The following is a 25,879-nucleotide window of genomic DNA, read 5'->3' on the forward strand; positions in this document are numbered from 1 at the left end:
ACCAGCCCCCGGCAACCCAGCCCGGTTGACCCGATCGCAATCCACAGGAAACGTTGTATCATACCGCCACGTTAACTCAACCCATCGTCGTACATGTTTGAACATTCCATCCTCGACCCGATTCACGCCTTCCTTCACGCCACTACCCCCGATGAGTGGGTTGACGAAGCGCGCAAACCGGAAAACCTGCCCACACTGTTACGCGACCACGTGTTGTGTGAGTTGAAGGCCGCCCAGAGCGCGCTGTTTCTGCTCCGGCGTTATGCTGTCGAGCAGGATATCAGGCACCAGTTGCAGGAGTGGATTGCCCCGTATGAGAAGTTTGCTTTCCGGGGGATGGGAGACATGCAGACGCTGAAAGCTAATGCGCTGATTTCACGGCAGATTACCCCACGTTCCAACTGCCACTACAGCCAGGACATGATCGATAAAATGGTGTTGTTGATCCGCGAAGAATTACACCATTTTTATCAGGTGCTGGAAGTCATGGAGCAACACGCTATTCCTTACCAGAACATCCCCGCCAGCCGTTACGCGCGTGGCATGACGCAACACATGAAAACACATGAACCGGATGCGCTGGTGGATAAGTTAATTATCGGTGCCTTTATCGAAGCCCGTTCCTGCGAACGCTTCGCCAGACTGGCTCCCCATCTGGAAGAGAGTCTGCGCAAGTTCTATATTTCACTACTACGCTCCGAGGCCCGGCACTATCAGGATTATCTTGCTTTGGCACAACAGATTGCCGGACAGGATATCAGCGCGCGTATCGCATTTTTCGCGCAGACTGAAGCACAGTTGATTACCAGCCCGGACGACGATTTCAAATTCCACAGCGGCAAACCGGCTTTCAGCACACACTGAACCGGCCCGTTATTCCCCTGCCGCAACGTACGGATACGGCGGTAAAGCGACGGAGGAGACGACATGGACACACAGGCATTGCTGGCCGTGCTGACACGCCAGATTGATACGCTGGCACAAGATGTCGAACCGATTGCCGCGCGACAAGCTCCCCGGTCACGTTTTGACCGTCAACTCTTCAGCTGTTACGGTACCAGGCTCAGTGATTACCTCGACGAAATCCGTCTTAATTACCAGCATCTGCAACAGTATGTGCAAGAACAGCGTCAGGACAGGGTCGCGTTCATGGCAGAGAAATTGCTGACGCAAATGACGGCGCTCCAGCGAGAGCTGGCGACGCAGCCATTACGGGAACACGAACCCACAACGCCAGCACCGCAGGACCGTTATCAAAAACTGGCTGAATATCAGGGTTATGAGCGTCGACTACTGGCGATGATTAAGGACAGAGAGAGCCTGCTGGCAACGCAAAACACGCTCAGTGAACAACAACGCCTGCAACGCGAACTGGCGGCTCTGGAAGGCCGACTGACTCGTTGCCGCCAGGCGCTCTCAAAACTGGAACGGCAGATTGAACGTCAGGAACAGGGATATTGACCGTAGTTCGCTATTTTCTGCTATGTTTTAGAAAAAACAAAAACGAACCGGAGTGAGGTAGAAAAATCATGTCGCTGAAAAACGAAACGCCAGACGTCAAACTGGCGGTCGATCTCATCATGCTGCTGGAAGACAATCACATTGAGCCTGAGGTGGTACTGGCCGCGCTGGAAATCGTCCGCCGGGATTATCAGTTAAAAGCCGACGCCCCCCAGCAAACACCGGCCTGAGACCGGAGCAGGCCTGGTTACCTGCCCCGGCATCCGAATCGTTCCCCTTTGCCCGTTGCCACAACCGGCGGCTATCGAGTTTCACTCTCATTCTGTGGTGGCGTCAGCACACGGGATATTTCCTGTACTTCTTTGCCCTGCGTATTGTGCAGATACACTTCAAGCTGGTTGAAAGCAATATTGATATTATTTTCGCGACACAGCCTGTCGATAGTGCGGTTCAATTCATCAACGGTATAGCTGCGATCACGCAGTTCACGCACATATAAACGCAGTTCATGATCCAACGCGCTCGCGCCAAACGACAGGAAGAACACCTGGGGTTCCGGATCCGCCATCACGCGTGGATTCTCGCGCGCAGCCTGTAGCAATATTTCTTTAACCTTATCCAGATCAGACCCATAGGCAACGCCAATGCGGATCAACACACGCGTAATGGTGTCGGACAATGACCAGTTGATCAGCCGCTCGGTAACGAACGCTTTGTTAGGAATGATCACCTCCTTGCGGTCAAAATCGGTGATCGTGGTGGCTCGGATGCGAATCTTACTGACCGAGCCGGAGAACGATCCAATAGTAATGGTGTCACCAATACGCACTGGTCGTTCGAACAGAATAATCAGACCCGAGACAAAGTTGGCGAAAATTTCCTGCAAGCCAAACCCTAACCCCACCGATAACGCCGCCACCAGCCATTGCAACTTGTCCCAGGAGACCCCGAGGGAACTGAGTGATGTGATAGCACCAACCGCCGTAATAAAATAGGTCAATATCGTCGTGATGGCATAAGACGTGCCCTGCCGCAACTGCATGCGCGAGAGCACCAGCACTTCGAGTAAACCAGGCAGGTTACGCGTCATCACATAAGCCACGCCACCAATCACCAGTGCCACCAGCAGATTACCCAAGGTGACCGGCTGCAAGACCGTACCGCTGGCACTCACCGTGCTGTAATGCCATAGCGTAATGCTATCCAGATAAGAGAAAACGGTAACTAGATCAGCCCAAATCCAGTAAAACGCACCGGAGAACGCCAGAAACAGCACCATGGTCGTCAGGCGCAAAGACTGCTGGCTGATTTGTTCCAGCGCCAGCGGCGCTTCTGGTACCGGTTCACTGCCTTCCGCCCCTTCCTTGACCAGGTTCTGGCGTCGTGCCACAGCGCGGCGATAAGCCAGACGACGTGCCGCCACACTTAACCCACGAATAGTCGCGAAATATACCATATTCCAGACGATCAACAGGTACAGACTCTCAATCCAGCGGCTGGCCAGTCGCAATGTGGTATAGAAAAACCCATTCAGCATTAATCCGATCAGGAACAACGGCATGGCGGCCATCATGGTGACGACAATTAATTGCACTGTATGACGTTCTTTCTCACGCCAGCAGTCACGGCATACCGGGAACACCAGAATAGTCAGCAACAGCAGGTTGCAGACAATCACGCTCTGCCCAATAACATCATCCACCAGATACAGTGGCGCTTTCTCACCCACCACCGCCCAGAACATCAACGGCAATAGTGCGCCACCGAGCCGCACCGTCTGGCGCCGGTAATGCGCACAGCGGGACGCCGGGATATTAAAGTGACGTTCGCTCAGATTCCCCGGTTTAAGGCTGAGGCAAGCTGTGGCAAAGACCACCCAAAACAATGCCAGATGTTCACTCAGCAACCAGGCAAAACCGCTGATCTGGCTATCGCTTCGTTTCAGCCATAGCCCCAGCGACAATACCACCAGCACACCCGGCAAGGTCCGCAAGATCAACAGCAAAATGGCTTTCGGTGTATGCAACTGGCTATCACGCTTGAGTTGCCCCACGTCGTCTGCCAGTTTCCCCATATAGGCATCGATACTTTTACGCCGCCACCACAGCAAACCCACTATCACTATTGCCGGGATAATCAGCAGCAGCGAATCCATGAACCCCTGACGTAGTTGTCCATTTTTGAAGGTGAAATGCAGGTTCTTGACCTGTTGTTTCAGTGCCGACGGCAAATCCTTCAACCAGCTCCAGTCCATCGGCTTATTGCTGCTCACCCAGAAAATTTGCTGGGCCAGGGTTCGTTGCAGCGAACTATTCACACTCATTAACTGCTGACGGCTGATTTGCAGGTTAATCGCCAGCATTAATTGATTACCAAGTTGTTTATTGAGCTGATCGAGCAACTCGCGGCGCATGTCCAGAATCTGCTCCAGCGCATCCGTCACTTCGCCGTCTACTGCCGTGTTACTGTGCGCGACCAGTTGCTGGATATATTCATCCCCCCGAAACAACACATCGCGTTGCTGGTTAATATCAAACTGTTCCAGACGCAGGTCAGCTATCTGGGCGCTGATATCGCTCATTGCATCGGCCGACGGCAGGTTTTGCTGTTGCTGATAAAGAATACGCGACAGCAACAGACTGCCTTTTAGCACGGTAATCTGTTCTTTCAGGTTACGTTCCGATTGCGTAGCCCTATCCAGCCAGTTTTTAACCTGAATACTCTCCTGAACCAGCGTATTTCCCGCTTCCGTTGCTTTAATGAGACGCTGACTGAGTTGACGGTTCGTTTCCATTTCCGCTTTCACCAGCGAGTTTTCCTGAATACGTTGCAGCTCATCGGAATTCTGTGCCTCTTTGGCGGTTTTTTCCGACAATGTCAGGCGCTTATTGTTAATCACGCCCTGCAACGTCTGCACCATGTGCTCCAGTTGGCCTATCTGTGCGGCGGTGTAATCCCGCTGCTTTTGCAGCAGGTCCTGCAACGTGGTATTCACTTCCAAACTTTTGCGCTGCTGCTCCATTTGCAGACTGACCAGCACCTGCTCTGCCTGTAGCAAAACCTGCTGACTCGGCCGCAGTGGCTCCTGTGACGGGTCCAGTCCACTGAGTTGGGTGCGTAACTGCTGACTGTGTTGCGAAGCGGCATACAATGCGCTTTGAACCCGCTCTGGTTGGGTTTGCAGCGAGATCAACTGACTGTTGTAAGTAGAGAGGTTTTCCTGCGCTGACTGCAAATCATCCAGCGTTTCATTCAGGCGCGCTTCCAGTTGCTTTAACGCCAGCGACTCCAACGATTGCTGGGGTACCGGTGCCGCGCTGCCCAGCGATACCAGATCCTCATTCACCTGCTTAAGTCTGGCTGGTGCCTGTGCCGCCTGTTGTTTCAGTTGGTTGGTTTCCTGCCGGACACGATCGATAGAGTCCAGCACGTCCAGTGTCTGTGTCAGATCCTGTTGGCTCAGTTTGTCTACCGAGGTCAGGCTTTTTTGCTTATTCAGCGTATCAAGACGGTTTTGGATCTCAGCCCGACTGGGCAAATCGTTACCCGCAGCTAATGCGGGTTGCAGCAGGAGGATGCCAAGTAAGCCGACCCAGATGCCTGGCAAACAGCGTCGACCACATCGTGCACTCATAGCACGAATAAAGGAGCAGATATCGGAAAAAGAGCGGAGCGAAATAGGAAATAAACCAGAAATGGCGACACAACGCTTCATGATGCATCATCAGTTTTACAGAGATAACGCAGTTTATCACGTCTGCCGGAAGACAAGGTATGTCAGGTGGTGTTTATGATGTTCTGTTCTGTCTCCATTTATACTGATTGCTTGCGTTTATCACGTACTTATACGGCAGTCTTGCCTATCTGGCGCAAGGCAGGACTGCTACGCAGCATATCAATCAACCCATCCACCAGATAAGGCGCTTCACTTTTCAAATCGAAACTTTCCGGCAGGAACAACCAGTTTTCCATAATGCCCGACAGATAAGCCCGTATGATCACCGCTGTCCGCCGGGAATTGAGATCCGCTGGCAACATGCCTTGCAAAATGCACTTTATCAGCGAGACTTCTATTTTGTTATAGCAATCGAAGTAGAGATCTTTACGAGCATTGGATGTCGGCAGTAACTCGTCGGCGAACTCACATTTATGAAAGATAATTTCCATCATCGATCGCCACTCGCTATCGGAATCAGTCAGTCTCAAGATATAAATTAACAACTCTCTGAGTACATGCAGTGGATCGTCAGGAAATTTTGCCTGATACTCAGCTTCAAAGTCAGAAATCTTGGACTCGGACCGCGTCCATATCTCATCAAACAGTTCAGCTTTGTTTTTGAAGTGCCAGTAAATAGCACCACGTGTCACGCCAGCAGCGGTCGCAATATCAGACAATGATGTTGAGGAAACACCATGCTCGGAAAACAGACGCATCGCCGCGTCCATAATCTGGAGTTTGGTCTCATGTGCCTGTTGTTTGGTTTTTCGTGCCATAGCGCTGACTTTAAAGAGAAGTGAGATTTACATACATTCACGGATGTATGTAACATAGCACGGACCTGAATTTATCGCAGCAATGGGTTTAATAGCATGTGATCCATTGGTCAATTAAAAATCGGATACTTGGGGTTTACCTATGAATAAAAACAGAAGGCTTACGCCTCTGGCAACAATGCTGATGCTTTCTGGCGGCCTCGTACTCACAGGATGTGACAATCAGGCCTCTAAAGGGGGTGCCCATCAGGGGGGCGCACCGGAAGTCGGCATCGTTACGATAAAATCACAAACTCTGAATATCACCACGGAACTGCCGGGACGCACCAGCGCCTATCGTATTGCCGAAGTACGCCCTCAGGTAAATGGTATTATTCTCAAGCGTAACTTTGTTGAAGGCAGCGATGTCAAAGCGGGTACATCGCTTTACCAGATTGATCCGGCGACCTACCAAGCCCAGTACAACAACGCTAAGGCCGCCCTGTCTCAGGCTCAGGCGAATGCTGAAATTGCAGAGTTAACGGTTAAGCGCTACAAACCACTACTCGGCACCAATTACGTCAGTAAGCAGGATTACGATCAGGCTGTCGCGACGGCGCGCCAGAATGAAGCCGCCGTCGCTGCTGCCAAAGCAACGCTCGACAGCGCTCAGATCAACCTGAACTATACGCGCGTAACAGCCCCAATTAGTGGCCGGGTAGGAAAATCCACCGTCACGGAAGGCGCACTGGTTTCCAATGCCCAGACGACGGCGCTGACAACCATCCAGCAGTTGGATCCGATTTATGTGGATGTCACCCAATCCACTAACGATTTCCTGCATCTGAAAAAAGAGCTGGAAAGCGGTGCGTTACAACAGACCAATGGCAAAGCTAACGTTCATCTGACCCTGGATAACGGAATGCGTTATAGCCAGACCGGTACGCTGGAATTCTCTGACGTCACTGTCGACGAGACGACTGGCTCCATCACGCTGCGTGCGGTGTTCCCCAACCCGGATCACAACCTGTTGCCGGGCATGTTCGTTCGCGCACAAATGGATGCTGGCGTGAATCCGAATGCCATTCTGGTGCCGCAGCAGGGTGTTAGCCGTACACCACGTGGCGAAGCTACGGTGATGGTAGTCGGCGAAGGCGATAAAGTGGAAGTCCATCCTGTGACTACCGGTCAGGCGTTCGGCGATAAATGGCTCATCACCTCGGGCGTCAAACCGGGTGATCGCATCATCGTGACTGGCCTGCAAAAAATCAGACCGGGTATGCAGGTGAAAGCGCAGGAAGTGACCGCAGGTAATGCGCAGCAGCAACCGCAGTCTCAACCCGCTAAGTCTTAACAGGAGCCGGTAATCCATGGCCAAGTTTTTCATAGATCGCCCGATTTTTGCCTGGGTCATCGCCATTATGGTGATGTTGACCGGGACACTGGCAATCCTGAAGTTGCCTATTGCGCAGTACCCGACCATCGCACCACCGGCGGTTCAGATTACAGCGACCTATCCGGGGGCTGATGCGAAGACCCTGCAGGATACTGTCACGCAGGTGATCGAGCAAAACATGAACGGCATCGACAAATTACTGTATATGTCTTCCAACAGTGATTCGTCTGGTACCGTTCAGATCACATTGACATTTGATGCCGATGCCAACCCGGATATTGCACAGGTTCAGGTGCAGAACAAACTGCAACTGGCCATGCCCCTGCTGCCACAGGAAGTACAGCAGCAAGGCGTGAGTGTGCAGAAATCCAGCAGCAGCTTCCTGATGGTGTTAGGTTTTGTCAGCGATGACAATAGTGTCACCCAGCAGGATATCGCCGACTTTGTCGGTGCCAGCATCAAAGACCCGATTAGCCGTGTGCGTGGTGTGGGCGATACACAGCTGTTCGGTGCACAGTACGCCATGCGTATCTGGCTGGATCCGGACAAGCTGAACAATTACCAACTCACCACCAGTGATGTTGTTACGGCGATTCAGGTACAAAATAACCAGATAGCCGCAGGTCAGTTAGGCGGTACCCCGCCTGTGCCTGGCCAGAAGCTGAATGCCTCGATCATTGCGCAAACCCGGCTTAATTCACCGGAGCAGTTCGGCAACATTCTGCTTAAAGTCAATCAGGATGGTTCACAGGTTCGCCTGAATAACGTTGCTCGTATCGAACTTGGCGGTGAAAGCTATAGCGTTGTCGCACGCTTCAATGGCCGTCCGGCTTCAGGTTTGGGGATTAAGCTCGCCACTGGCGCTAACGCGCTGGATACCGCCTCAGCGGTAAAAGCGGAAATCGCCAAGTTGCAGCCGACGTTCCCTGCCGGCCTGAAAGTGGTTTACCCGTATGACACCACCCCGTTCGTAAAAATCTCTATTTACGAAGTGGTGAAAACGCTGGTTGAAGCCATCGTATTGGTGTTCGTGGTGATGTATCTGTTCTTGCAGAACTTCCGCGCCACACTGATTCCTACTATTGCCGTGCCGGTGGTATTGCTGGGGACGTTCGCCATCCTGTCTGCTTTCGGCTACTCGATTAACACGCTAACCATGTTCGCTATGGTGCTCGCCATCGGTCTGTTGGTGGATGACGCCATCGTCGTGGTCGAGAACGTAGAGCGTGTGATGTCGGAAGAGGGGCTATCGCCCAAGGAAGCGACTCGCAAATCCATGGGGCAGATTCAGGGTGCACTGGTGGGTATTGCGCTGGTGCTGTCCGCTGTATTTATCCCGATGGCATTCTCGGGCGGTTCGACCGGTGCTATCTACCGTCAGTTCTCCATCACCATCGTGTCTGCCATGGTGCTGTCGGTACTGGTGGCATTGATTCTGACACCGGCGTTGTGTGCGACCATCCTGAAGCCCGTGCCCAACCACGGCGAGAAAAAAGGTTTCTTCGGTTGGTTTAACCGTCTTTTCGATAAGAGTACCCATCACTACACCAGCAGTGTCGCCAATATTCTGCGCAGCACGGGCCGTTATGTCGTGGTGTATCTGCTCGTGGTCGCGAGCCTGGGCTTTGCCTTTACTCAAATCCCCAGCTCCTTCCTGCCACAGGAAGACCAGGGCGTATTACTGACGATGGTTCAGTTGCCGGTAGGCTCTACTCAGGAAAGTACCCAGAAGGTGCTCGACCAGGTGAGCGACTACTACCTGCATAACGAGAAAGACAACGTGAAATCGGTCTTTACCGTTAACGGGTTCGGCTTCGCTGGTCGTGGTCAGAACATGGGGATCTCTTTCGCCAGCCTGAAAGACTGGGATGAACGTAAAGGTGCAGCCAACAAAGTCGATGCCATTATTGGTCGTGCTTTTGGCGCCTTCTCGCAAATCAAAGAAGCGATTGTTATCCCGTTCAACATACCGGCTATCGTCGAGTTGGGCACTGCCAGTGGTTTTGACTTTGAGCTGATTGATCAGAATAACCTTGGTCACGATAAGCTCATGGCAGCCCGTAACCAGTTGCTGGGTATGATCGCCCAACATCCGGATACGTTGGTGCGAGTTCGTCCTAACGGGATGGAAGACACACCGCAATACCGCCTGGAAATTGATCAGGAAAAAGCACAATCGCTCGGCGTATCGATTGCCACCATCAACGCCACACTGTCCACCGCACTCGGGGGTACATACGTCAACGACTTTATTGACCGCGGCAGGGTGAAAAAGGTGTACGTTCAGGCTGACGCCAAATACCGTATGCTGCCCAGCGATATCCAGAAATGGTATGTCCGTGGTGCGTCTAATCAGATGGTACCGTTCTCAGCGTTTGCTTCGGCACACTGGGAATACGGTTCACCACGTCTGGAGCGTTATAACGGTCTGCCGTCTGTGGAACTGGTGGGGGAAGCGGCTCCTGGTAAGAGTACAGGGGAAGCGATGGCATTAATGGAAGAACTGGCTTCGCAATTACCGCCAGGTATTGGTTTCGACTGGACGGGTATGTCCTATCAGGAACGACTGGCAGGTAACCAGGCACCGGCACTGATCATCATCTCCGCCATCGTGGTATTCCTGTGTCTGGCGGCGCTGTATGAAAGCTGGTCAATTCCCTTCTCGGTTATGTTGGTTGTTCCGTTGGGCGTGTTCGGTGCCGTCATGGCGGCGGGCTTGCGCGGACTGGAAAACGATGTCTACTTCAAGGTGGGTCTGTTGACCACCATCGGTTTGTCCGCCAAGAACGCCATCCTGATCGTCGAGTTTGCCAAAGACCTGATGGAGAAAGAAGGAAAAGGCCTGGTAGAAGCTACGCTGGATGCGGTGCGTATGCGTCTTCGCCCCATTCTGATGACATCGCTGGCGTTCATTTTGGGTGTGGTCCCGCTGGTCATCAGTACCGGTGCAGGTTCCGGCGCACAGAACGCGGTCGGTACCGGCGTAATGGGTGGGATGATCACCGCCACCGTATTGGCTATCTATTTCGTCCCCGTGTTCTTTGTGGTCGTTCGCCGACGCTTCGGTAAGAAGAAAGACGACAACGAGCCTCATCATGAGCACTCACAAACCAGTCACTAAACCGTGATATCTCTTCTCAAAAGGCCGCTATGCGGCCTTTTTTAATGCGCGACAAACACAGCGAACATCCCCCTCAACTCCCCCGTCTCACCAACCCCTACAAACCATAACGTTGATCATTGCTCCTGAAAGGCGCAAAATATAGTTATGTTATAACATAACAAATGAGGTCATCATGAAAGCGGGTATCCACCCTAACTACCGTACCGTGCTGTTCCACGACACCAGTGAGAATGTGTTCTATAAAATCGGCTCCACCATCAAAACTGACCGGACTTACGAATACGATGGGGAAGTCTACCCATACGTTACTATCGACGTCTCCTCCGCTTCTCACCCTTATTACACCGGCAAACAGAAAGAATACGCCAAAGAAGGGAGCGCAGCGCGCTTTCAACAGCGTTTCGGCCGCTTTCTCAAATCGTAATAGGGGGAATTATCCATGCAGGTATTAAGTTCTCTTCGCAGTGCCAAAACTCGCCACAAAGACTGTATCGTGGTCAAACGGCGCGGGCGCGTCTATGTCATCTGTAAAACAAACCCACGCTTCAACGCAGTACAGGGTAGGAAAAAGAAAAAACGCTAATTATTATTAGCTCAAAACTTATCGGAAGGTGCGCATCGTCGCACCGTCCATCACATCAGACCACTTTTCCAATTTCTTTTAAAAACAAAAGGATAAAATAATTGCGTTTTCACATCTTCAAAATCTTTACAAATAAAGACAAGCCAGAAAAAATAATTAACACAGTGATTCTTGCTAACGCCGAAAAAAATTAAATATACTTGCTTCAGTGGCCGATAAATATATCACGGCACACCGGAAGCAGCCTACACCGATGACAGCCATCGTCATAAAGATGGTTCGACCACATCATAACTGTTAGCTTTTTTGCTATAATGAATTCAGAATGATTGTTGACAGTGACGTTGCATCATTCTCCGGCATTCACCGTGTTACCCCTGTTCGTCTTAAGATTAAGGGACATTGAGGCATACTGAGGGGCATTCTATCTTCTGCACTTCATCACACCACCTGTCTGGCCAAGTGGTAGCCCTAAGTGACATTGAATCGTAGCTTACGGAGGGATAGAAATGGATGAGTACACACCTCAACATTATGATATTGCCCAACTCAGATTCTTGTGTGAAAATCTGCACGACGAAAGTATCGCAACATTAGGTGACAGCAGTCGTGGCTGGGTGAATGATCCGACCTCTGCGGTCAATCTTCAACTAAACGAACTCATCGAACACATTGCGGCATTTGTTGTTACCTACAAAATAAAATATCCGCATGAGGCGGCGCTGTGTGAGCGGGTTGAAAAATACCTGGACGATACTTATATCCTTTTCAGCAACTACGGTATAAATGATTCAGAGTTGCAGAAATGGAAAAAATCCAAGTCACAATTATTCAGAATGTTCTCAGAAAAGAGCGTCTGTACGGTAGTAAAAACTTAAGCAATAATTTGTTTCATACTTAATTTAAATCCAGGAAAATTAACAAGGTCACTATGAAAAAAATCGACTATTTAATGCGTTTGCGTAAATGTACAACCATCGACACGCTTGAGCGTGTTATAGAAAAAAACAAGTACGAGCTTTCTAACGACGAACTTGAAATGTTCTATTCAGCTGCCGACCATCGTCTGGCTGAGCTAACGATGAATAAACTTTACGACAAAGTGCCAACTGCCGTATGGAAATACGTTCGATAAGCACTAAAAACAGCGGCTTAATACATAAATACACTGTGCCGATATGTTATCGGCCTTTGTTTTTTAGCGCCAGAAAACCACAGCTTTTGTAACAAAAAGTGTGCATTTTACTTAAGACTTTCTTCATTTATTATTCGTCTCCACCCCCGAAGTTAATTTAACCATCGTCTTATCAATTTTTATTGTTTTTACCATGCGGGTTAAACATCAATTTTTTTACTAATAGTTAAACCAGCGTAGAAAAGAAAACGGTGACAATATCGGGGAAGGGATAAAATGGTGGAGACCCCGCCAGCTACATCCCGGCACACACGTCGCCTGCTGCGGCTGCTTCCTTCCGGACCTGACCGGGTCCACAGGTTAGTGTTGCGGGAGAACCAACGGGGCCTCCATTGACAGCTCCGCAGTTGCGAAGCGGAGGGCATTATCGGTGATGGACTAAGCAATTGCAAGAAAACAGCGCTTAACCGCTGTTTTCTTACTCATCACCAGCTTTTATACTCAATATTATGTGTCCCCTTGCCCGTTCTAACACCTTCTGAGCCTATCCATGACTATTGAATCGGATAATTTCCGCCAACGTGTCATCCACGTTATCGCCGCAATTCCTTACGGGTGTGTCGCTACTTATGGTGATGTCGCGCATCTTGCCGGTTCAGCACGAGCAGCCCGTCAGGTTGGCGGCATATTACGTGGGCTGCCCACAGGCAGCCTACTACCCTGGTATCGAGTGATTAACAGAAAAGGTGAGATCTCACTGACAGGTCCGGATTTTCAGCGCCAAAAATCTGCTCTTCAGGCTGAAGGCGTTATGCTGAATTCAGAAGGGAAAATCGACCTGGATAGATTTCGCTGGCGGTACATGCAAGACATTTAGCAAACAACGCACCACCAGCGAAAAATAACGTTAATTGATATTAATACAACTGCGGTGACGAGCCCGAAGAGTCATCGTCATCAGGCGTTGCCGTTTCTGTGTTCGGTGTCAGAAACCCGGCTGGTTTCGCAGGAACAGGCACCGCCGTAACGGGTATCAGGTTCAGATCGGCATTATTCACACCATTCGTGACCACGGGCATGACATGCTCAGTAATCAGTGTGACCCGGTTATCTATTGCGACGGCGGCGCTAAGCAGGATACGCGCATCCGGCCGAATTTCTGATGGGTTATAGGGCAATACAAATCGGAACGGTGCCTGCTGACCTTCTGTACGGATTACGCGCTGGGAAATCACTTTCGAAGGCGCATCTGGGATCGTTGCATCAGAGACCGTCACCGTCAGTACCGAATCAGGCGGCAACGCGATTTTTTGGCGAATGTTCACTGTGCCGGTAACAGCAGGCATGTCGCTAACAGGCTGAGAAAGCATCTGGGTCTGCCGCATTGCCGGTGCAGTTGTTTCAGGCGCAATACTATGGTTTTCAGTAACAACACCATGGTTTCCAGGAGCAACACTATGGTTGTTAACACACCCACTGAGCGCGATCGATACCGTAATACCGCTAAAGATATGCCATAATCTCATAGGCTAAGCCTCCTTAATTATTCTATTCAGGATGGCGGTCAGTTGACTGCATCCGTTAAGAAGTATGAACCAACCTGCATGACAATTATGGTGGAAAATTCCGATAGTTATGGCAAAGCTTACCGCTATCCCAAATTCTGCCTACGTGTTTTGATGGAACCCGGTTCTTTAGACGATGATTGACGTGCGTAATCACATTACTCCAAAGGCAGAACTATGAGTCAGGCATTACAACAACTTCTCGACCTGCTAAATCTGGAAAAACTCGAAGAAGGCCTATTTCGCGGCCAAAGTCAGGATCTGGGATTACGCCAGGTATTTGGCGGTCAGGTAGTCGGCCAGGCGTTGTCCGCTGCCAAACAGACTGTGCCGCCAGAGCGTTTCGTCCATTCGTTTCACAGCTACTTTTTGCTCCCCGGCGACAGCCAGAAACCGATCATTTACGACGTAGAAACCCTACGGGATGGCAACAGCTTTAGCGCCAGACGCGTCAGCGCGATTCAGAATGGCCGTTCGATTTTTTACATGACGGCATCTTTTCAGACTCGGGAAAGCGGTTTTGAACATCAAAGCGACATGCCACTCGTCACACCGCCAGACGAGCTCCCATCAGAGCAGGACATTGCCCGCAGCATAGGGTCGTTAATTCCCCCCGCTATGCGGCAGGTATTCACTAGCGACCGGCCTATCGAAATTCGTCCAGTAAAATTCCACAATCCATTAAAAGGCGAAGCCGCCCCCCCGGTCAGGCAAGTATGGTGTCGAGCCAACGGCACCATGCCAGATGACGAACGGACTCACCAATATCTGCTGGGTTATACCTCTGACTGCCACTTCCTGCTCACTGCACTACAACCACATGGTGTAGGGTTCCTGGAACGGGGTATGCAAGTCGCAACGATTGACCACGCGATGTGGTTCCATCGGCCGTTTCGGCTTGACGACTGGCTGCTTTATTCTGTTGAAAGCCCTTCAGCCTCCGGTGCTCGCGGATTTGTACGCGGCCAGTTCTATACCCGCGAAGGCGTGTTGGTCGCCTCCAGCGTACAGGAAGGCGTCATCCGTCGGCATGGACAGTAACATCCGCTATCTATATTGAGGGATAAACGTATTTAGGGATAAAAAAAACCACCTTTTTCAAGGTGGTTTGTTGTTTGCTTCATAACGGTAGCCGATATTTATCCGTTACCGATGCTGAACACGAAAGATTACTGGTTGTACGCGTTTTCGCCGTGGCTGTTGACGTCCAAACCTTCGCGTTCTTGTTCTTCCGGCACACGCAGACCAACAGCAATATCCGCAACCTTGAAGGAGATGAACGCTGCAACGCCAGACCATACGATGGCAACAATCACGCTAAACAGCTGAACCCATACCTGATGCGCCATTGTCACGCCCTGCGCATAACCGACACCACCCAGTGATGTCGCCGTAAACACCCCCGTCAGCAAGCACCCTACGATACCGCAAACGCCGTGCACACCGAACACGTCACAAGGGTCGTCAACTCGCAGCCATTTTTTCAGCACGGTCACGCCCCACAGCCCAGCAAAGCCACCGGCAAAACCAATCACCATGGAACCACCGACACCTACCGTACCAGCGGCTGGCGTAATGGCAACCAGACCAGCGATACAACCGGAGCACGCACCCAACAGTGATGGTTTACCACGAGTAATCCATTCGCCTACAACCCAGGCCAGAATCGCTGCGGCAGTCGCCACCACCGTAGTCAGGAACGCCAGGCCAGCAATATTGTTAGCCGCTGCAGCAGAACCGGCGTTAAAGCCGAACCAGCCGATATACAGAATCGCAGTCCCCAGGAAAACCATCGGCAGATTGTGTGGTTTGAACGCTTCTTTACCGAAACCAACGCGTTTACCCAGCAGCAATGCACCAACCAGACCAGCAACCGCCGCGTTAATATGCACCACTGTGCCGCCAGCGAAGTCCAGTGCGCCATCGGCCGCCAGATAGCCACCACCCCAGACCATGTGGGTCATCGGCAGATAAGACAAGGTGAACCACAGTGTAGAGAAGATAAGTACCGCAGAGAAACGAATACGTTCACCCAGCGCGCCAAGCACCAGCCCCACAGTAATGCAGGCAAAGGACGCCTGATAAGCCACATGGATAAACTGGTAAAAAGTACCGCTGATTGAGTTGATATCAATGCCATTGAGCATGAAGTTAGTCAGGCCGCCGAAAAACGGGCTACCTGTGCTAAATGCCACGCTGTAACCATAAATCACCCACAGAATGCACACCAGTGCAAAAGCCACTGTTATCTGGGTCAGCATGGACAGTACGTTTTTGCTACGAATCAAACCACCGTAGAACAACGCCAGACCAGGAATGGTCATGAACAGTACCAACGCGGTACAAATCATCATGAACGCATTGTCCGCTTTGTCTACTACAGGTGCTGGCGTATCCGCCATAACCCATGTCGGAAGCATGGCTGCCGCACCTAAACCTAACGACAAGGAAAGTTTCTTCATTTTTTCATTCATCCCTATTTAATAAGGCTAAATCAGGTAATTGTTATAATGCGGCTTCGTCAGTTTCGCCGGTACGGATACGGATGACGCGTTGCAGTTCTGCAACAAAGATTTTGCCGTCGCCGATCTTACCGGTGTAAGCAGCTTTGCTGATGACATCGATAACTTCATCCAGTTGGTCGTCAGCGATCGCGATGTCGATCTTCACTTTTGGCAAAAAGTTCACGCTGTATTCCGCGCCGCGATATAACTCGGCATGCCCTTTCTGACGCCCAAACCCTTTCACCTCAGTGACGGTGAGCCCCTGGATGCCTACAGAAGACAGTGCTTCACGAACGTCTTCCAGCTTGAACGGTTTAATGACTACAGTAACCAGTTTCATCCTCATCCCCCTAACTGTGTAAGTTCAGGCTTGTGCCCGTCACTCTCAATATGTCCACGCATCACTTAAAGCAAATCGTGTGCCATAACGACAACACCCGCATAAAAGTGACGAAACGCGACGCTTTAAAGACAGAAAAGAAGAGGAGTGGATAAAGTATGGACAATGAACGGGAAAAACAGGAGCGCGTGACGCACAAAAATAGTGCATCACGCTTAATTTCAGTGCACCACATTGCACAGTAAGGAAAGCGCTGCCAAATTATGGTGCGAAACGCTGCCCAATACTGGCAGTCATGGTGCCTGGGAGATCAGTTCCGCAGAGTCATGTGGCTGTGAAAAGGTCATTTCTCTGCTCGCCTGCTGCAATTGATACATTTGGTAGTACCGACCATTTTTCGCCAACAACTGTTCATGTGTTCCCTGCTCCACCGTTTTACCGTGGTGCAGTACCAGAATGTTATCGGCCTCAACGATGGTTGACAGGCGATGTGCTATCACCACCAAGGTGGTGTGGGAACGCACCAGTCGCAGCGCTCGCTGGATAGCTTGCTCCGTACCGGAATCAATATTGGCAGTCGCTTCGTCCAGAATCAGGATCCTGGGGGTCGCCACCAGCACCCTGGCCAACGCCAGCAACTGCTTTTGCCCCACAGACAAATTATTGCCCTGTTCACCAATGCGACTATGAATGCCTTGCGGCATGTCTCGCACCAGTGATGCCAGTTGCACCGCCTCCAACGCCTGCCAGACCTTTTCCTCACTCATATCCCGCCCCAGCGTAACATTAGCGAACATGGAGTCAGCCAGCACAACCGGGTCTTGTTGCACCATCGCCACATGTTGACGCAGCACCTGATGCGATAACCCCGATAATGGACGACCATCCAGACGGATTTCACCGCTATCTGGAACGTAATACCCCATCAACAGACTTGCCAGCGTACTTTTACCACTACCGGTATGCCCAACCAGCGCGACAAATCCCCGATCCGGCACATGCAACTCAATGTGGTGTAATACCGGTTTATCTTTATGGTAAGAAAACGTCACCTGCTCGATATCGATACGACCGCTTTCCAGCGCGCGAATATCGTCGCCGTACTGCTGTCGGGCACCATCCATCAGCTCAAAAATACGCTCCCCGGCAACAACGGCCTGTTGCAGCATCGATTGCTGGGTGGTGAGTTCGATCAGAGGCTCATTCAATCGTCCCAGATAATTAATAAACGCATACAACACCCCGACCCCGACAGAACCGACAGCGCTGAATCCGAATTGCAGCAACAGCCCACACATCACCAACGCCGAAAACAGGCTTAATAGCGGGCGTAACAGAAACCCATCCAGCCTCAACGTCTGCATCCGGGTGTTATAATGTGCCCAGCTTGCATCACTCAGTTTTTTGCCGAAGCGCATCTGTTGGCGAAACTGTTGAATGACGTTCATGCCACTAATCGACTCGTTAAAGCCGTCGTTGATATCCGCCAGATAGCTACGCATCCGACGAACAATCGGTGTGCTGTAACGCTGATAAATCACCATCACAATCGCAACCGCTGGAAAGATAGCCGTGGCTATCAGCGCCATACGCCAGTCCAGGCTAAACATGGCTATCAGCATCGCCCCAATCAATGCGGCGCTACGCAACACGCTGCCCACCACCATGACATACAAGTCACGCACGACTTCGGTATCGTTGGTCACTCGGGAGATAAGTTGCCCAACCGGCTGGGTATCGAACACCGCCAGCGGCTGACGCAGCGCCGCGTCCATAACATCCGTGCGCAACTGCTGCACGACACCGACGGCCACCCGATTGAACATCAGCGCCTGAACGTAATGCAACAACGCGGCCATCCCTTGCAGCAACACATATCCCACCGCCAGGCCGGCCGCTATCATCAGCGGAAACTCACCTTTGCTGACCAGATGATCGATGAAGTAACTGACCAAAACCGGCCCGGCTACCTCAGCCCCCGCGGCTATCCATAATAGCAATACGCCGGTTCCTACCGTTTTCTTCCACGGTAATCCGTAAGACAGCAACCGTTTTAACGTTGGCCATAATGCACGAGGATTATTCACTTGATTGCTCCTCACGAGGTGAATCATCCAATGCGGCTTCCAGTTGCTGATAACGATACATGTCGCGATACCATCCCGTCTGCTGTGATAGATGTGCGTGATCACCACGCTGCGCCACATGCCCTTGCTGCAACACCAGAATCTCATCGGCATCGACCAGCGCCGACAAGCGATGCGCACTGATAATCAGGGTTCGCTTCTGTCCCCACTGACGCAAGTTACTTAAAATCTGATGTTCTGTACGTCCATCTACCGCCGATAAGGCATCATCCAGCACTAACACTTCGGCTTCCAGCAACAAGGCCCGGGCAATAGCGATACGTTGTTTTTGACCGCCAGACAGCATCACGCCCCGCTCGCCCACCTCCGTCTGGTAGCCCTGTGGCAGGCGAAGAATGTCGTCATGAACATTTGCCAGTCGCGCCGCCTCTTCTATTTGTTGTTGGGACGCATCAGGACGCCCCAGCGCGATGTTATTGGCGACGGAATCCGAAAACAGGAAGGGTGTCTGCCCAACCACCGCGAAGCGCCCTCGCAACGCGTCCAACTGGAGGTGATGCAATGCCTGCCCATGGTAAGTAATCTGCCCTTGCTCGACATCGAAATAGCGCAATAACAGTGCCAGCAACGTACTCTTGCCAGAGCCAGTTGGCCCACAAAGCCCCAGAGTTTTGCCGGGTGTCAATGTAAAACGAACATCGTTAAGCACCATTGCCGAGTGTTCCGGGTAATGGAAGGCCGTAATCTCAGCCACCAGCGTTCCGGGTTCAGCGGGTAATGGTTGAGTCCCATCTTCAACTACTGGCGCTTCGGACAAGAGTTGGCGAATGCGGCTATAAGCAGCACTGCCGCGCTCGACAATATTAAACATCCAGGCCAGCGCCAACATCGGCCAAATCATCAACCCGAGATACATCACAAAGCTGGTCAATGACCCCAGAGTCAAAGAACCTTGTATCACCATCCAACTGCCACCCCCTACCGCCAGCAAATTAGACAAGGCGACGGCGATATAAATCGTTGGGTCAAAACGCGCGTCTACCCGCGCAACTCGCATATTTTTCTGACCCGCGTCAGCCGCCACCCTGGCAAAGCTGCCCGACTGGTGATCCTCCAGGCCAAACGATTTGATCATGCGGATACTGGTGAGACTTTCCTGGGCATGGTCATTGAGTGAAGAAAATGCAGCCTGCGCGTCTTTGAAACGCAGGTGCAACTGGGTGCCATAACGTTTGATGATAATCGCCATCAATGGCATCGGTGCCAACGCTATCAGCGTTAACTGCCAACTAAGCTGGGTACTCATGACCACCAGTACCGCACAGCCCATGACCAGTGAATCCACCAGCGTCAATACGCCTTCGCCCGCAGCGAATACCACGCGATCCACGTCATTGGTCGCGCGGGCGATCAGGTCTCCGGTACGATGGCGAAGATAAAACGCGGGATGTTGACGACTCAGTTGCCGGTAGAACGCTTCTCGCAGTTCAACAGCCAGTTGATAGGCCGCACCAAACAACCAGATGCGCCAGAAATAGCGCAGCAGATACGTTAATAAGGCAATCAGCAGAATTCCACCAATCCACCACAGCACGGAAGCCGTGATCATTTGGTGTTGCGTTACGCCATCCACGATAATGCCAACCAGTCTGGGCGGCAGCAATTGCAGGATAGCAATCACAATCAACAGGATGACTGCCCCCAGATAGCGCTTCCATTCGCGGCGGAAATACCATCCCAGTTGAACAAAAAGTCTCACGCGGTTTCAATCCATTAGCTACATAGCAAAGTAGAATGCGGTAAACAGGTCATTATACATAAAGTGTATGGTGAATAAATTTTATACCTGGAGGGGCAAGGCGGTAGTCTGTTTTATACATTCCATCGCGAAACTGGATGTCACATCAACCAGCCCCGGTATGCCATTGACCAGACGTTTATAAAACGCATCATAGCTTTTCATGTCAGCAACCTGAACCTGCATCAGATAGTCGTATTCGCCTGCCATGCGGTAAAATGCCAGCACCTCTGGCATCTCGGAGACAAACCGGGAAAACGTCTGATACCAGGCACTGTTATGCTGCTGGGTTTTCAACAACACAAATGCCGTCAGCCCCAGCCCCAGCTTTTCGTTATCCAGCAATGCAACCCGGGATTTGATATATCCGTCATCCTCCAACCGCTTTAACCGCTTCCAGCACGGTGTCGAGGTCAGATTCACCGCATCAGCCAGAGCCTGCAATGAAAGGGTACAATCCTGCTGTAATAGCGACAGCAGCATACGATCAGTTTTATCCATCATGGCGACATAAAAGAGAAAAATTTTCTCTCATTAGCGCTTTTCGAAAACAAAAAGGCAATCTTTTTTTCTGCAAAACCCGATACGCTACATCGTATGCCACCCAAGGCTGATACGCGCCAGTGCAGGTGGTGGAATATTCCATGAAACATCATTTTCTTTCAGCAGGATAACATCACATGACCACCACCTGGGTACGAGACGCCGTTAGCGCGATTGAGGCAGACTTTCAACGTTCGGCAGATACTCACCTGATTCGCCTTACTTTGCCGGATTACCCCGGTATTTATTTTTATCTTAAAGACGAAAGTACCCACCCAAGCGGCAGCCTCAAGCATCGCCTTGCACGCTCTCTATTCCTGTATGGCCTGTGCAATGGCTGGATCAAAGAAGGCACGCCGATCATTGAAGCCTCATCTGGCAGTACCGCTGTATCAGAAGCGTATTTCGCCCGCCTGCTGGGATTACCGTTTATTGCTGTTATGCCATCCTGCACCGCCAAACGAAAAATCGAACAAATCGCGTTCTACGGCGGCAACTGCCATTTTGTCGAACAATCCTGTCAGATCTATGCCGCCTCGGAAGAACTGGCCAAAGAGCTGCACGGCCACTATATGGATCAATTCACTTACGCCGAACGGGCCACGGACTGGCGTGGTAATAACAACATCGCGGACAGCATCTATCGGCAAATGGCCCGTGAACCGTTTCCTGTCCCTGACTATCTGGTCATGAGCGCCGGTACTGGCGGGACGTCTGCTACGCTTGGGCGCTATATCCATTACAAAGGGTTGGATACGCAGTTGGTGGTGGTAGACCCGGAAAACTCGGTATTCTATGACTGCTATCACCAGCAGGACCGAACTCTCATCGGCACATGCAGCAGCCGTATTGAAGGGATTGGTCGCCCTCGTGCCGAACCCTCGTTTATCCCCGGCGTAATCGACGACATGGTTAAAGTACCTGACGCAGCCAGCATTGCCACCTTGTACTGGCTCGAGAAAATACTGGGACGTAAAGTCGGCCCGTCTACCGGAACCAATGTATGGGGTATGTTGCAATTGGCAGGAAAAATGGTAGCTGAAGGACGCCGTGGCGCGATCGTTACCTTGCTGTGTGACAGCGGTGAGCGTTATCTCGATACCTATTACAATCCAGACTGGGTAAAAAATCATATCGGTGATGTCACTCCTTACTTGCAGCAACTGACCGAAGGACATCCCTTTTCCTGATGGTATTCCGGTCGGCCGCACACCCCTCGCACTGAACTGTATCGGGATTTCAAGTACTATCCCCTTCATACTTCAAGTTGCAGGTGCGTTGACTGCGTTACTCGGCCCATCAATGGGCCTCGCCCTTCGGGCCGCTGCAAGCAGCGTTCAAATCGGCGCATGCCGATTTGTCGCTCACCCGAATCACTTACTTGTGTAAGCTCCTGGGGAGTCCGTTCGATTGCCGCGTTACAAGGCTCTAACGAGCCTTGCCCTAAAGGGCCAACGCATCGCGTTGTTCAACACGCGAGCGTGTTGTCCTGCAACTCAAATTATTTTGGGTATATAACCACCAGAACAAGTACAGTATCCGCCAGAATAAGTTTGGCGGATTGCGGCCGACTGGCTGCACCCATGCATGAGGGAAGAGAAGAATGACAAGTGCAGTTGTAGTTTTTAGTGGTGGTCAGGACTCTACCACCTGCCTGATACAGGCATTGCAGCAGTACGATGAAGTCCACTGTGTCACATTTGACTACGGACAGCGCCACCGTGCGGAAATCGACGTTGCTGCCGAGCTGGCTCGCACACTGGGAGCCAGAGCGCATAAGGTGCTGAACGTCAGCCTGCTTAACGAACTGGCTGTTAGTAGCCTCACTCGTGACAGTATTCCTGTACCCGAGTTTGATGCCACGGCCGATGGCTTGCCAAGTACCTTTGTTCCTGGCCGAAATATCCTCTTTTTGACATTGGCCTCGATCTACGCCTATCAGGTAGGGGCAGAGACTGTTATTACCGGTGTCTGTGAAACCGATTTCTCTGGTTATCCCGACTGCCGAGACGAGTTCGTTAAGGCCTTGAACCAGGCGGTAACCCTGGGGTTGGCCAAAGATATTCGTTTTGTCACACCGCTGATGTGGCTCAACAAAGCAGAAACCTGGGCACTGGCAGACTACTATCAACAGCTTGATACCGTGCAAAACCATACGCTCACCTGCTACAACGGCATTAAAGGAACGGGATGCGGGCAATGCGCGGCGTGTCACCTGAGAGCGAAAGGGCTGGCAGAGTACCACCAGAATCCATCCGCGGTCATGGCCGCTATGAAGAAAAAAACCGGGCTGAAGTGACCCCACCAGGTACCAGACAAGAGGATGCTTGTCTGGTACTGGCTTTTCACATTGACGCCTACCCTCACGCCGAAACTGCGTTTTTGCCAATGTGTTCTGACGATAAACGCACTTACAGACGCAAACGTGACTGATTACGCTCGATTAGCGCACTACCAATTCCCGGAACTTCCTGCAGTTGCTCAATTTGGGTGAACGGCCCGTTTTGCTCACGATAAGAGACTATCGCCTGTGCTTTTTTCAGCCCTACACCATTGAGCGCCGCAGCCAGTTGTTCCGCCGTCGCCTTGTTAATACTTACTTCTTCTTCATCGGTTGCCACCGATGGCTTAGCCGCTTTTTCAGGTTTATGTTCCGGTGAGGTAGGTTTTGCTGCACTCACACCCGTTTTTTCCAGCGAGGCTGTAGTGGGAGAAGCATGAAGCCACGTTGACATCCCCGCCAGACTCATCCCCACCATAAAACATAACGCTTTGATTCCTGAGTTTTTCATGCTGTTTCCTCCTTGTGTTTGACAGCACGGCAACAATGCCCGAGTGTGCGACACGCGGCAAACAGCAAACTGAAAATGTGGAAAAGGCCGCGAAAGCGGCCTTTGAATGTTGCAGTGAGTTGCAAAACGCTGCGGGGGTTATTGCACTTCTTGTGCAGCGTTACCGTACTTGATTTTCGCCTGACTGCGCAGACTCGTCAGCAGGGTATCGAACAGTGCACCCACCGAGTTCTGCTCTATCTGGTTACCGAACTGTTTCTTCTGATCGTCCGATAAGGCGTGCGGTTTCACCGCATCCAAGGCGACCAGTACGATATTGCCTGCCTGATCCTGCGCTACCGCATAAGACGGTTTATCTTTCTTCGGCTGAGGCATCGCAAACACCGTCTCTGACAGCGCATCCGCCTGACCGATTGAAGATATCACTTTCGCTGCACTAAAACTCAGGCCAGCAGCAGTCATGCTATCGGTTTTCCCCTGATTGAGATCAGCAAGAATCTTCTCTGCTTCAACCCGAGCCTGTTGTTCCGCTTTCTGGCGTTTGAGCGACTGTACGACCTGATCGTGCACTTTATCCAACGGCTGGGTTGCTTCCGGTTTGTGGTCAGTCACGCGCAATACGAACGCTCGATCGCCTTCGACACTGATCACATCGGAATTGTTACCCGGCGTGCCATTCTCACCCACCAGAGAACCACCAAAAATCGCCTGAGTAACCGGCTGGAAATTCAATGCGGCAGGTACGTTGTCACGCGTAAACCAGTCTGTCTGAACAGCTTTGACGTTAGCGACTTTCTCAGCAGAAACCAGTGACTCATTATCGTTGCTGGCCGCTTCGCTCACCTTCTGCTGCAAAGCGTAAAACGCATCCAGTGATTTCTCACGTTTTACCTTTTCAGCCAAATCAGCGCGTACCTCATCCAGCGCTTTGACGCGCTGCGCCTGAATATCATCCAAACGGATAATCAGGTAACCCACGGAAGATTTGATAACGTCAGAAAGCTGGCCTTTCTGCTTCAGACCTGCCTGTTTGATTTCATCCACCGTGGAGCCATCGTCCATCCAGCCCAAGTCCCCCCCATTACGACGGGAAACAATATCGGTGGATTTTTCTTTAGCCAACGCTGCAAAATCAGCGCCTTTCTTCAACTGGTCGAGCACGGCCTTAGCATCTGCCTCGGTTTTCAGCTGAATGACGCTGTACTTTTTGCGTTCCGGCTGCGTGAATTCACCCTTATGTTGTTCGTAATAAGCCGCGATATCATTGTTATCTACCTTGGTTTTATCCATGATAGAAGCGGCATCCAGCATGATATAGCTGACTTTGAACTGCTCTGGTGCCAGATAACGGCTCTTGTTCTGATCGTAGAAGTTTTTTACTTCGTCATCAGAGACAGTCTGACTCTTGGCACGAACGCCAAGATCAAGAGTTGCCGTACGAATGGTGCGATCCTGCGCGGCCATCGCCACCAGGTTATCAAGCTCTTGCTGCAATACGAAATCTGTACTGCCTAACCCGCGAATCAGCTGCTGAGTCAGCAATTGCTTACGCAGGAACTGCGCATACGCGTCTGGTGTCAGCCCCATCTGACGCACCTGCGCCAGGTATTTGTCGTTATCAAAACGGTTATTGGTCTGAAACTCAGGCACGGAGAAAATCGCCTGTTTGATCTGCTCATCGCTGATGTTCAGCCCTAGGGTATGAGCGTACTGCACCACCAGCGTTTCATCGATTAGCTGTGACAGCACCTGTTTGCGCAACTGCTGCATATACCCTTCGTTAGCGGCCAGGGCGGAGAAATTATCCCCCAGCATCTCCTGCTGACGATTGCGCTCATTCTGTACACCTTGCTCAAGCTGAGAGCGGGTAATCTCTTGTCCATTCACCTTGGCCGCGTAATCACCTGAACCACGTATCAGGTAATCGCCCACACCGGTCAACACGAATGAACCAATAATCAAGGCAAGAATAACTTTTAGCACGACGTTGTTAGCGGCCGCGCGTAAATTGTCCATCATAATGTGACAACACTCCGCTGTAGAATGGATAACACTTCCCCTGCGCAGGCCGTAGCCAT

At 51.4% G+C, this 25,879-nt stretch carries 23 protein-coding genes and 1 other RNA gene; 13 read left to right on the top strand and 11 right to left on the bottom strand.

Annotated elements, in window-relative coordinates:
* Positions 1-93 precede the first annotated feature (93 nt).
* From miaE to FGI04_RS13405, 3 genes are all read left to right on the top strand, one after another.
* Positions 94-864 carry a tRNA isopentenyl-2-thiomethyl-A-37 hydroxylase MiaE gene (miaE, locus tag FGI04_RS13395; protein ID WP_407336858.1) on the top strand — a complete coding sequence of 257 codons (771 nt, stop codon included), beginning with the start codon at positions 94-96 and terminating at the stop codon, positions 862-864.
* Between the two features lie 63 nt (positions 865-927).
* Positions 928-1,461 (top strand): primosomal replication protein PriC, encoded by a 534-nt coding sequence (gene priC, locus FGI04_RS13400; protein ID WP_342699455.1) that lies wholly within the window; start codon positions 928-930, stop codon positions 1,459-1,461.
* A 68-nt stretch (positions 1,462-1,529) separates the two neighbouring features.
* Complete coding sequence (locus FGI04_RS13405) at positions 1,530-1,691, top strand: YbaM family protein (RefSeq protein ID WP_342699454.1); 162 nt, start codon at positions 1,530-1,532, stop codon at positions 1,689-1,691.
* 71 nt (positions 1,692-1,762) lie between these two features.
* Here the strand turns inward: FGI04_RS13405 and mscK are convergent, their stop codons facing one another.
* Together mscK and acrR are read right to left on the bottom strand one after the other, a co-directional pair.
* Positions 1,763-5,176: a mechanosensitive channel MscK gene (gene mscK, locus FGI04_RS13410; protein ID WP_407336859.1), complete on the bottom strand. Its 3,414-nt coding sequence runs from the start codon at positions 5,174-5,176 to the stop codon at positions 1,763-1,765.
* Between the two features lie 128 nt (positions 5,177-5,304).
* Positions 5,305-5,955 carry a multidrug efflux transporter transcriptional repressor AcrR gene (acrR, locus tag FGI04_RS13415; protein ID WP_342699452.1) on the bottom strand — a complete coding sequence of 217 codons (651 nt, stop codon included), beginning with the start codon at positions 5,953-5,955 and terminating at the stop codon, positions 5,305-5,307.
* 142 nt (positions 5,956-6,097) lie between these two features.
* On the opposite strand from acrR, the gene FGI04_RS13420 reads away from it, so the two are divergent.
* The 6 genes from FGI04_RS13420 to FGI04_RS13445 all read left to right on the top strand — a co-directional run bounded on the left by FGI04_RS13420 (position 6,098) and on the right by FGI04_RS13445 (position 12,172).
* Positions 6,098-7,288 (top strand): efflux RND transporter periplasmic adaptor subunit, encoded by a 1,191-nt coding sequence (locus tag FGI04_RS13420; RefSeq protein WP_342699451.1) that lies wholly within the window; start codon positions 6,098-6,100, stop codon positions 7,286-7,288.
* A 16-nt stretch (positions 7,289-7,304) separates the two neighbouring features.
* Positions 7,305-10,451 carry an efflux RND transporter permease subunit gene (locus FGI04_RS13425; RefSeq protein ID WP_342699450.1) on the top strand — a complete coding sequence of 1,049 codons (3,147 nt, stop codon included), beginning with the start codon at positions 7,305-7,307 and terminating at the stop codon, positions 10,449-10,451.
* A gap of 175 nt (positions 10,452-10,626) precedes the next feature.
* The gene (locus FGI04_RS13430; protein WP_342699449.1) at positions 10,627-10,878 is read left to right on the top strand and encodes a type B 50S ribosomal protein L31; all 252 of its coding nucleotides are present in this window, start codon (positions 10,627-10,629) and stop codon (positions 10,876-10,878) included.
* Positions 10,879-10,893: 15 nt separating this feature from the next.
* Positions 10,894-11,037: a type B 50S ribosomal protein L36 gene (gene ykgO, locus FGI04_RS13435; RefSeq protein ID WP_012770724.1), complete on the top strand. Its 144-nt coding sequence runs from the start codon at positions 10,894-10,896 to the stop codon at positions 11,035-11,037.
* 509 nt (positions 11,038-11,546) lie between these two features.
* Positions 11,547-11,915, top strand: a complete 369-nt coding sequence (gene tomB / locus FGI04_RS13440) for an Hha toxicity modulator TomB (RefSeq protein ID WP_012883774.1) — start codon at positions 11,547-11,549, stop codon at positions 11,913-11,915.
* 53 nt (positions 11,916-11,968) lie between these two features.
* Positions 11,969-12,172 carry an HHA domain-containing protein gene (locus tag FGI04_RS13445; protein ID WP_009114000.1) on the top strand — a complete coding sequence of 68 codons (204 nt, stop codon included), beginning with the start codon at positions 11,969-11,971 and terminating at the stop codon, positions 12,170-12,172.
* Between the two features lie 286 nt (positions 12,173-12,458).
* Here the strand turns inward: FGI04_RS13445 and ffs are convergent.
* Positions 12,459-12,555, bottom strand: an RNA gene (gene ffs / locus FGI04_RS13450) — signal recognition particle sRNA small type.
* Between the two features lie 167 nt (positions 12,556-12,722).
* Here ffs and FGI04_RS13455 point away from each other — a divergent pair.
* Positions 12,723-13,049, top strand: coding sequence for an MGMT family protein (locus FGI04_RS13455; RefSeq protein WP_342699448.1), 327 nt, complete (start codon positions 12,723-12,725; stop codon positions 13,047-13,049).
* 40 nt (positions 13,050-13,089) lie between these two features.
* Here FGI04_RS13455 and FGI04_RS13460 read toward each other — a convergent pair whose 3' ends face one another.
* On the bottom strand, positions 13,090-13,698 hold the full coding sequence (locus FGI04_RS13460) for a YbaY family lipoprotein (protein WP_407336860.1): 609 nt from the start codon (positions 13,696-13,698) through the stop codon (positions 13,090-13,092).
* Positions 13,699-13,914: 216 nt separating this feature from the next.
* Between FGI04_RS13460 and tesB the strand changes: the two genes are divergently transcribed.
* Positions 13,915-14,778: an acyl-CoA thioesterase II gene (gene tesB / locus FGI04_RS13465; protein WP_342699446.1), complete on the top strand. Its 864-nt coding sequence runs from the start codon at positions 13,915-13,917 to the stop codon at positions 14,776-14,778.
* 128 nt (positions 14,779-14,906) lie between these two features.
* Here the strand turns inward: tesB and amtB are convergent, their stop codons facing one another.
* From amtB to FGI04_RS13490, 5 genes are all read right to left on the bottom strand, one after another.
* Positions 14,907-16,199, bottom strand: coding sequence for an ammonium transporter AmtB (amtB, locus tag FGI04_RS13470; protein WP_342699445.1), 1,293 nt, complete (start codon positions 16,197-16,199; stop codon positions 14,907-14,909).
* Positions 16,200-16,242: 43 nt separating this feature from the next.
* Positions 16,243-16,581, bottom strand: a complete 339-nt coding sequence (gene glnK, locus FGI04_RS13475; RefSeq protein WP_002208627.1) for a P-II family nitrogen regulator — start codon at positions 16,579-16,581, stop codon at positions 16,243-16,245.
* 293 nt (positions 16,582-16,874) lie between these two features.
* On the bottom strand, positions 16,875-18,668 hold the full coding sequence (locus tag FGI04_RS13480) for a SmdB family multidrug efflux ABC transporter permease/ATP-binding protein (protein ID WP_342699444.1): 1,794 nt from the start codon (positions 18,666-18,668) through the stop codon (positions 16,875-16,877).
* A complete protein-coding gene (locus FGI04_RS13485) occupies positions 18,661-20,427 on the bottom strand; it encodes a SmdA family multidrug ABC transporter permease/ATP-binding protein (protein WP_407273096.1) in 1,767 nt (588 codons plus the stop codon). Before FGI04_RS13485 ends, FGI04_RS13480 begins: the two co-directional genes overlap by 8 nt.
* Before the next feature lie 81 nt (positions 20,428-20,508).
* Positions 20,509-20,970, bottom strand: a complete 462-nt coding sequence (locus FGI04_RS13490; protein WP_342699442.1) for an Lrp/AsnC family transcriptional regulator — start codon at positions 20,968-20,970, stop codon at positions 20,509-20,511.
* A 176-nt stretch (positions 20,971-21,146) separates the two neighbouring features.
* Between FGI04_RS13490 and FGI04_RS13495 the strand changes: the two genes are divergently transcribed.
* The gene (locus FGI04_RS13495) at positions 21,147-22,199 is read left to right on the top strand and encodes a PLP-dependent cysteine synthase family protein (protein ID WP_038903680.1); all 1,053 of its coding nucleotides are present in this window, start codon (positions 21,147-21,149) and stop codon (positions 22,197-22,199) included.
* Between the two features lie 413 nt (positions 22,200-22,612).
* Positions 22,613-23,308, top strand: a complete 696-nt coding sequence (gene queC / locus FGI04_RS13500; protein WP_342699441.1) for a 7-cyano-7-deazaguanine synthase QueC — start codon at positions 22,613-22,615, stop codon at positions 23,306-23,308.
* 112 nt (positions 23,309-23,420) lie between these two features.
* Here queC and FGI04_RS13505 read toward each other — a convergent pair whose 3' ends face one another.
* Both FGI04_RS13505 and ppiD read right to left on the bottom strand, forming a co-directional pair.
* The gene (locus FGI04_RS13505) at positions 23,421-23,801 is read right to left on the bottom strand and encodes a ComEA family DNA-binding protein (protein ID WP_168363209.1); all 381 of its coding nucleotides are present in this window, start codon (positions 23,799-23,801) and stop codon (positions 23,421-23,423) included.
* A gap of 138 nt (positions 23,802-23,939) precedes the next feature.
* On the bottom strand, positions 23,940-25,820 hold the full coding sequence (gene ppiD / locus FGI04_RS13510) for a peptidylprolyl isomerase (protein WP_342699440.1): 1,881 nt from the start codon (positions 25,818-25,820) through the stop codon (positions 23,940-23,942).
* Positions 25,821-25,879: the final 59 nt, after the last annotated feature.

It is taken from the genome of Dickeya ananatis, from assembly GCF_019464615.1.
GTDB lineage: Bacteria > Pseudomonadota > Gammaproteobacteria > Enterobacterales > Enterobacteriaceae > Dickeya > Dickeya oryzae.

Bases quoted from the DNA above. Each gene is read 5' to 3' on its own strand.
- miaE (WP_407336858.1), top strand. From the start codon at position 94: ATGTTTGAACATTCCATCCTCGACCCGATTCACGCCTTCCTTCACGCC.
- priC (WP_342699455.1), top strand. From the start codon at position 928: ATGGACACACAGGCATTGCTGGCCGTGCTGACACGCCAGATTGATACG.
- FGI04_RS13405 (WP_342699454.1), top strand. From the start codon at position 1,530: ATGTCGCTGAAAAACGAAACGCCAGACGTCAAACTGGCGGTCGATCTC.
- mscK (WP_407336859.1), bottom strand. From the start codon at position 5,176: ATGAAGCGTTGTGTCGCCATTTCTGGTTTATTTCCTATTTCGCTCCGC.
- acrR (WP_342699452.1), bottom strand. From the start codon at position 5,955: ATGGCACGAAAAACCAAACAACAGGCACATGAGACCAAACTCCAGATT.
- FGI04_RS13420 (WP_342699451.1), top strand. From the start codon at position 6,098: ATGAATAAAAACAGAAGGCTTACGCCTCTGGCAACAATGCTGATGCTT.
- FGI04_RS13425 (WP_342699450.1), top strand. From the start codon at position 7,305: ATGGCCAAGTTTTTCATAGATCGCCCGATTTTTGCCTGGGTCATCGCC.
- FGI04_RS13430 (WP_342699449.1), top strand. From the start codon at position 10,627: ATGAAAGCGGGTATCCACCCTAACTACCGTACCGTGCTGTTCCACGAC.
- ykgO (WP_012770724.1), top strand. From the start codon at position 10,894: ATGCAGGTATTAAGTTCTCTTCGCAGTGCCAAAACTCGCCACAAAGAC.
- tomB (WP_012883774.1), top strand. From the start codon at position 11,547: ATGGATGAGTACACACCTCAACATTATGATATTGCCCAACTCAGATTC.
- FGI04_RS13445 (WP_009114000.1), top strand. From the start codon at position 11,969: ATGAAAAAAATCGACTATTTAATGCGTTTGCGTAAATGTACAACCATC.
- FGI04_RS13455 (WP_342699448.1), top strand. From the start codon at position 12,723: ATGACTATTGAATCGGATAATTTCCGCCAACGTGTCATCCACGTTATC.
- FGI04_RS13460 (WP_407336860.1), bottom strand. From the start codon at position 13,698: ATGAGATTATGGCATATCTTTAGCGGTATTACGGTATCGATCGCGCTC.
- tesB (WP_342699446.1), top strand. From the start codon at position 13,915: ATGAGTCAGGCATTACAACAACTTCTCGACCTGCTAAATCTGGAAAAA.
- amtB (WP_342699445.1), bottom strand. From the start codon at position 16,199: ATGAAGAAACTTTCCTTGTCGTTAGGTTTAGGTGCGGCAGCCATGCTT.
- glnK (WP_002208627.1), bottom strand. From the start codon at position 16,581: ATGAAACTGGTTACTGTAGTCATTAAACCGTTCAAGCTGGAAGACGTT.
- FGI04_RS13490 (WP_342699442.1), bottom strand. From the start codon at position 20,970: ATGATGGATAAAACTGATCGTATGCTGCTGTCGCTATTACAGCAGGAT.
- FGI04_RS13495 (WP_038903680.1), top strand. From the start codon at position 21,147: ATGACCACCACCTGGGTACGAGACGCCGTTAGCGCGATTGAGGCAGAC.
- queC (WP_342699441.1), top strand. From the start codon at position 22,613: ATGACAAGTGCAGTTGTAGTTTTTAGTGGTGGTCAGGACTCTACCACC.
- FGI04_RS13505 (WP_168363209.1), bottom strand. From the start codon at position 23,801: ATGAAAAACTCAGGAATCAAAGCGTTATGTTTTATGGTGGGGATGAGT.
- ppiD (WP_342699440.1), bottom strand. From the start codon at position 25,820: ATGATGGACAATTTACGCGCGGCCGCTAACAACGTCGTGCTAAAAGTT.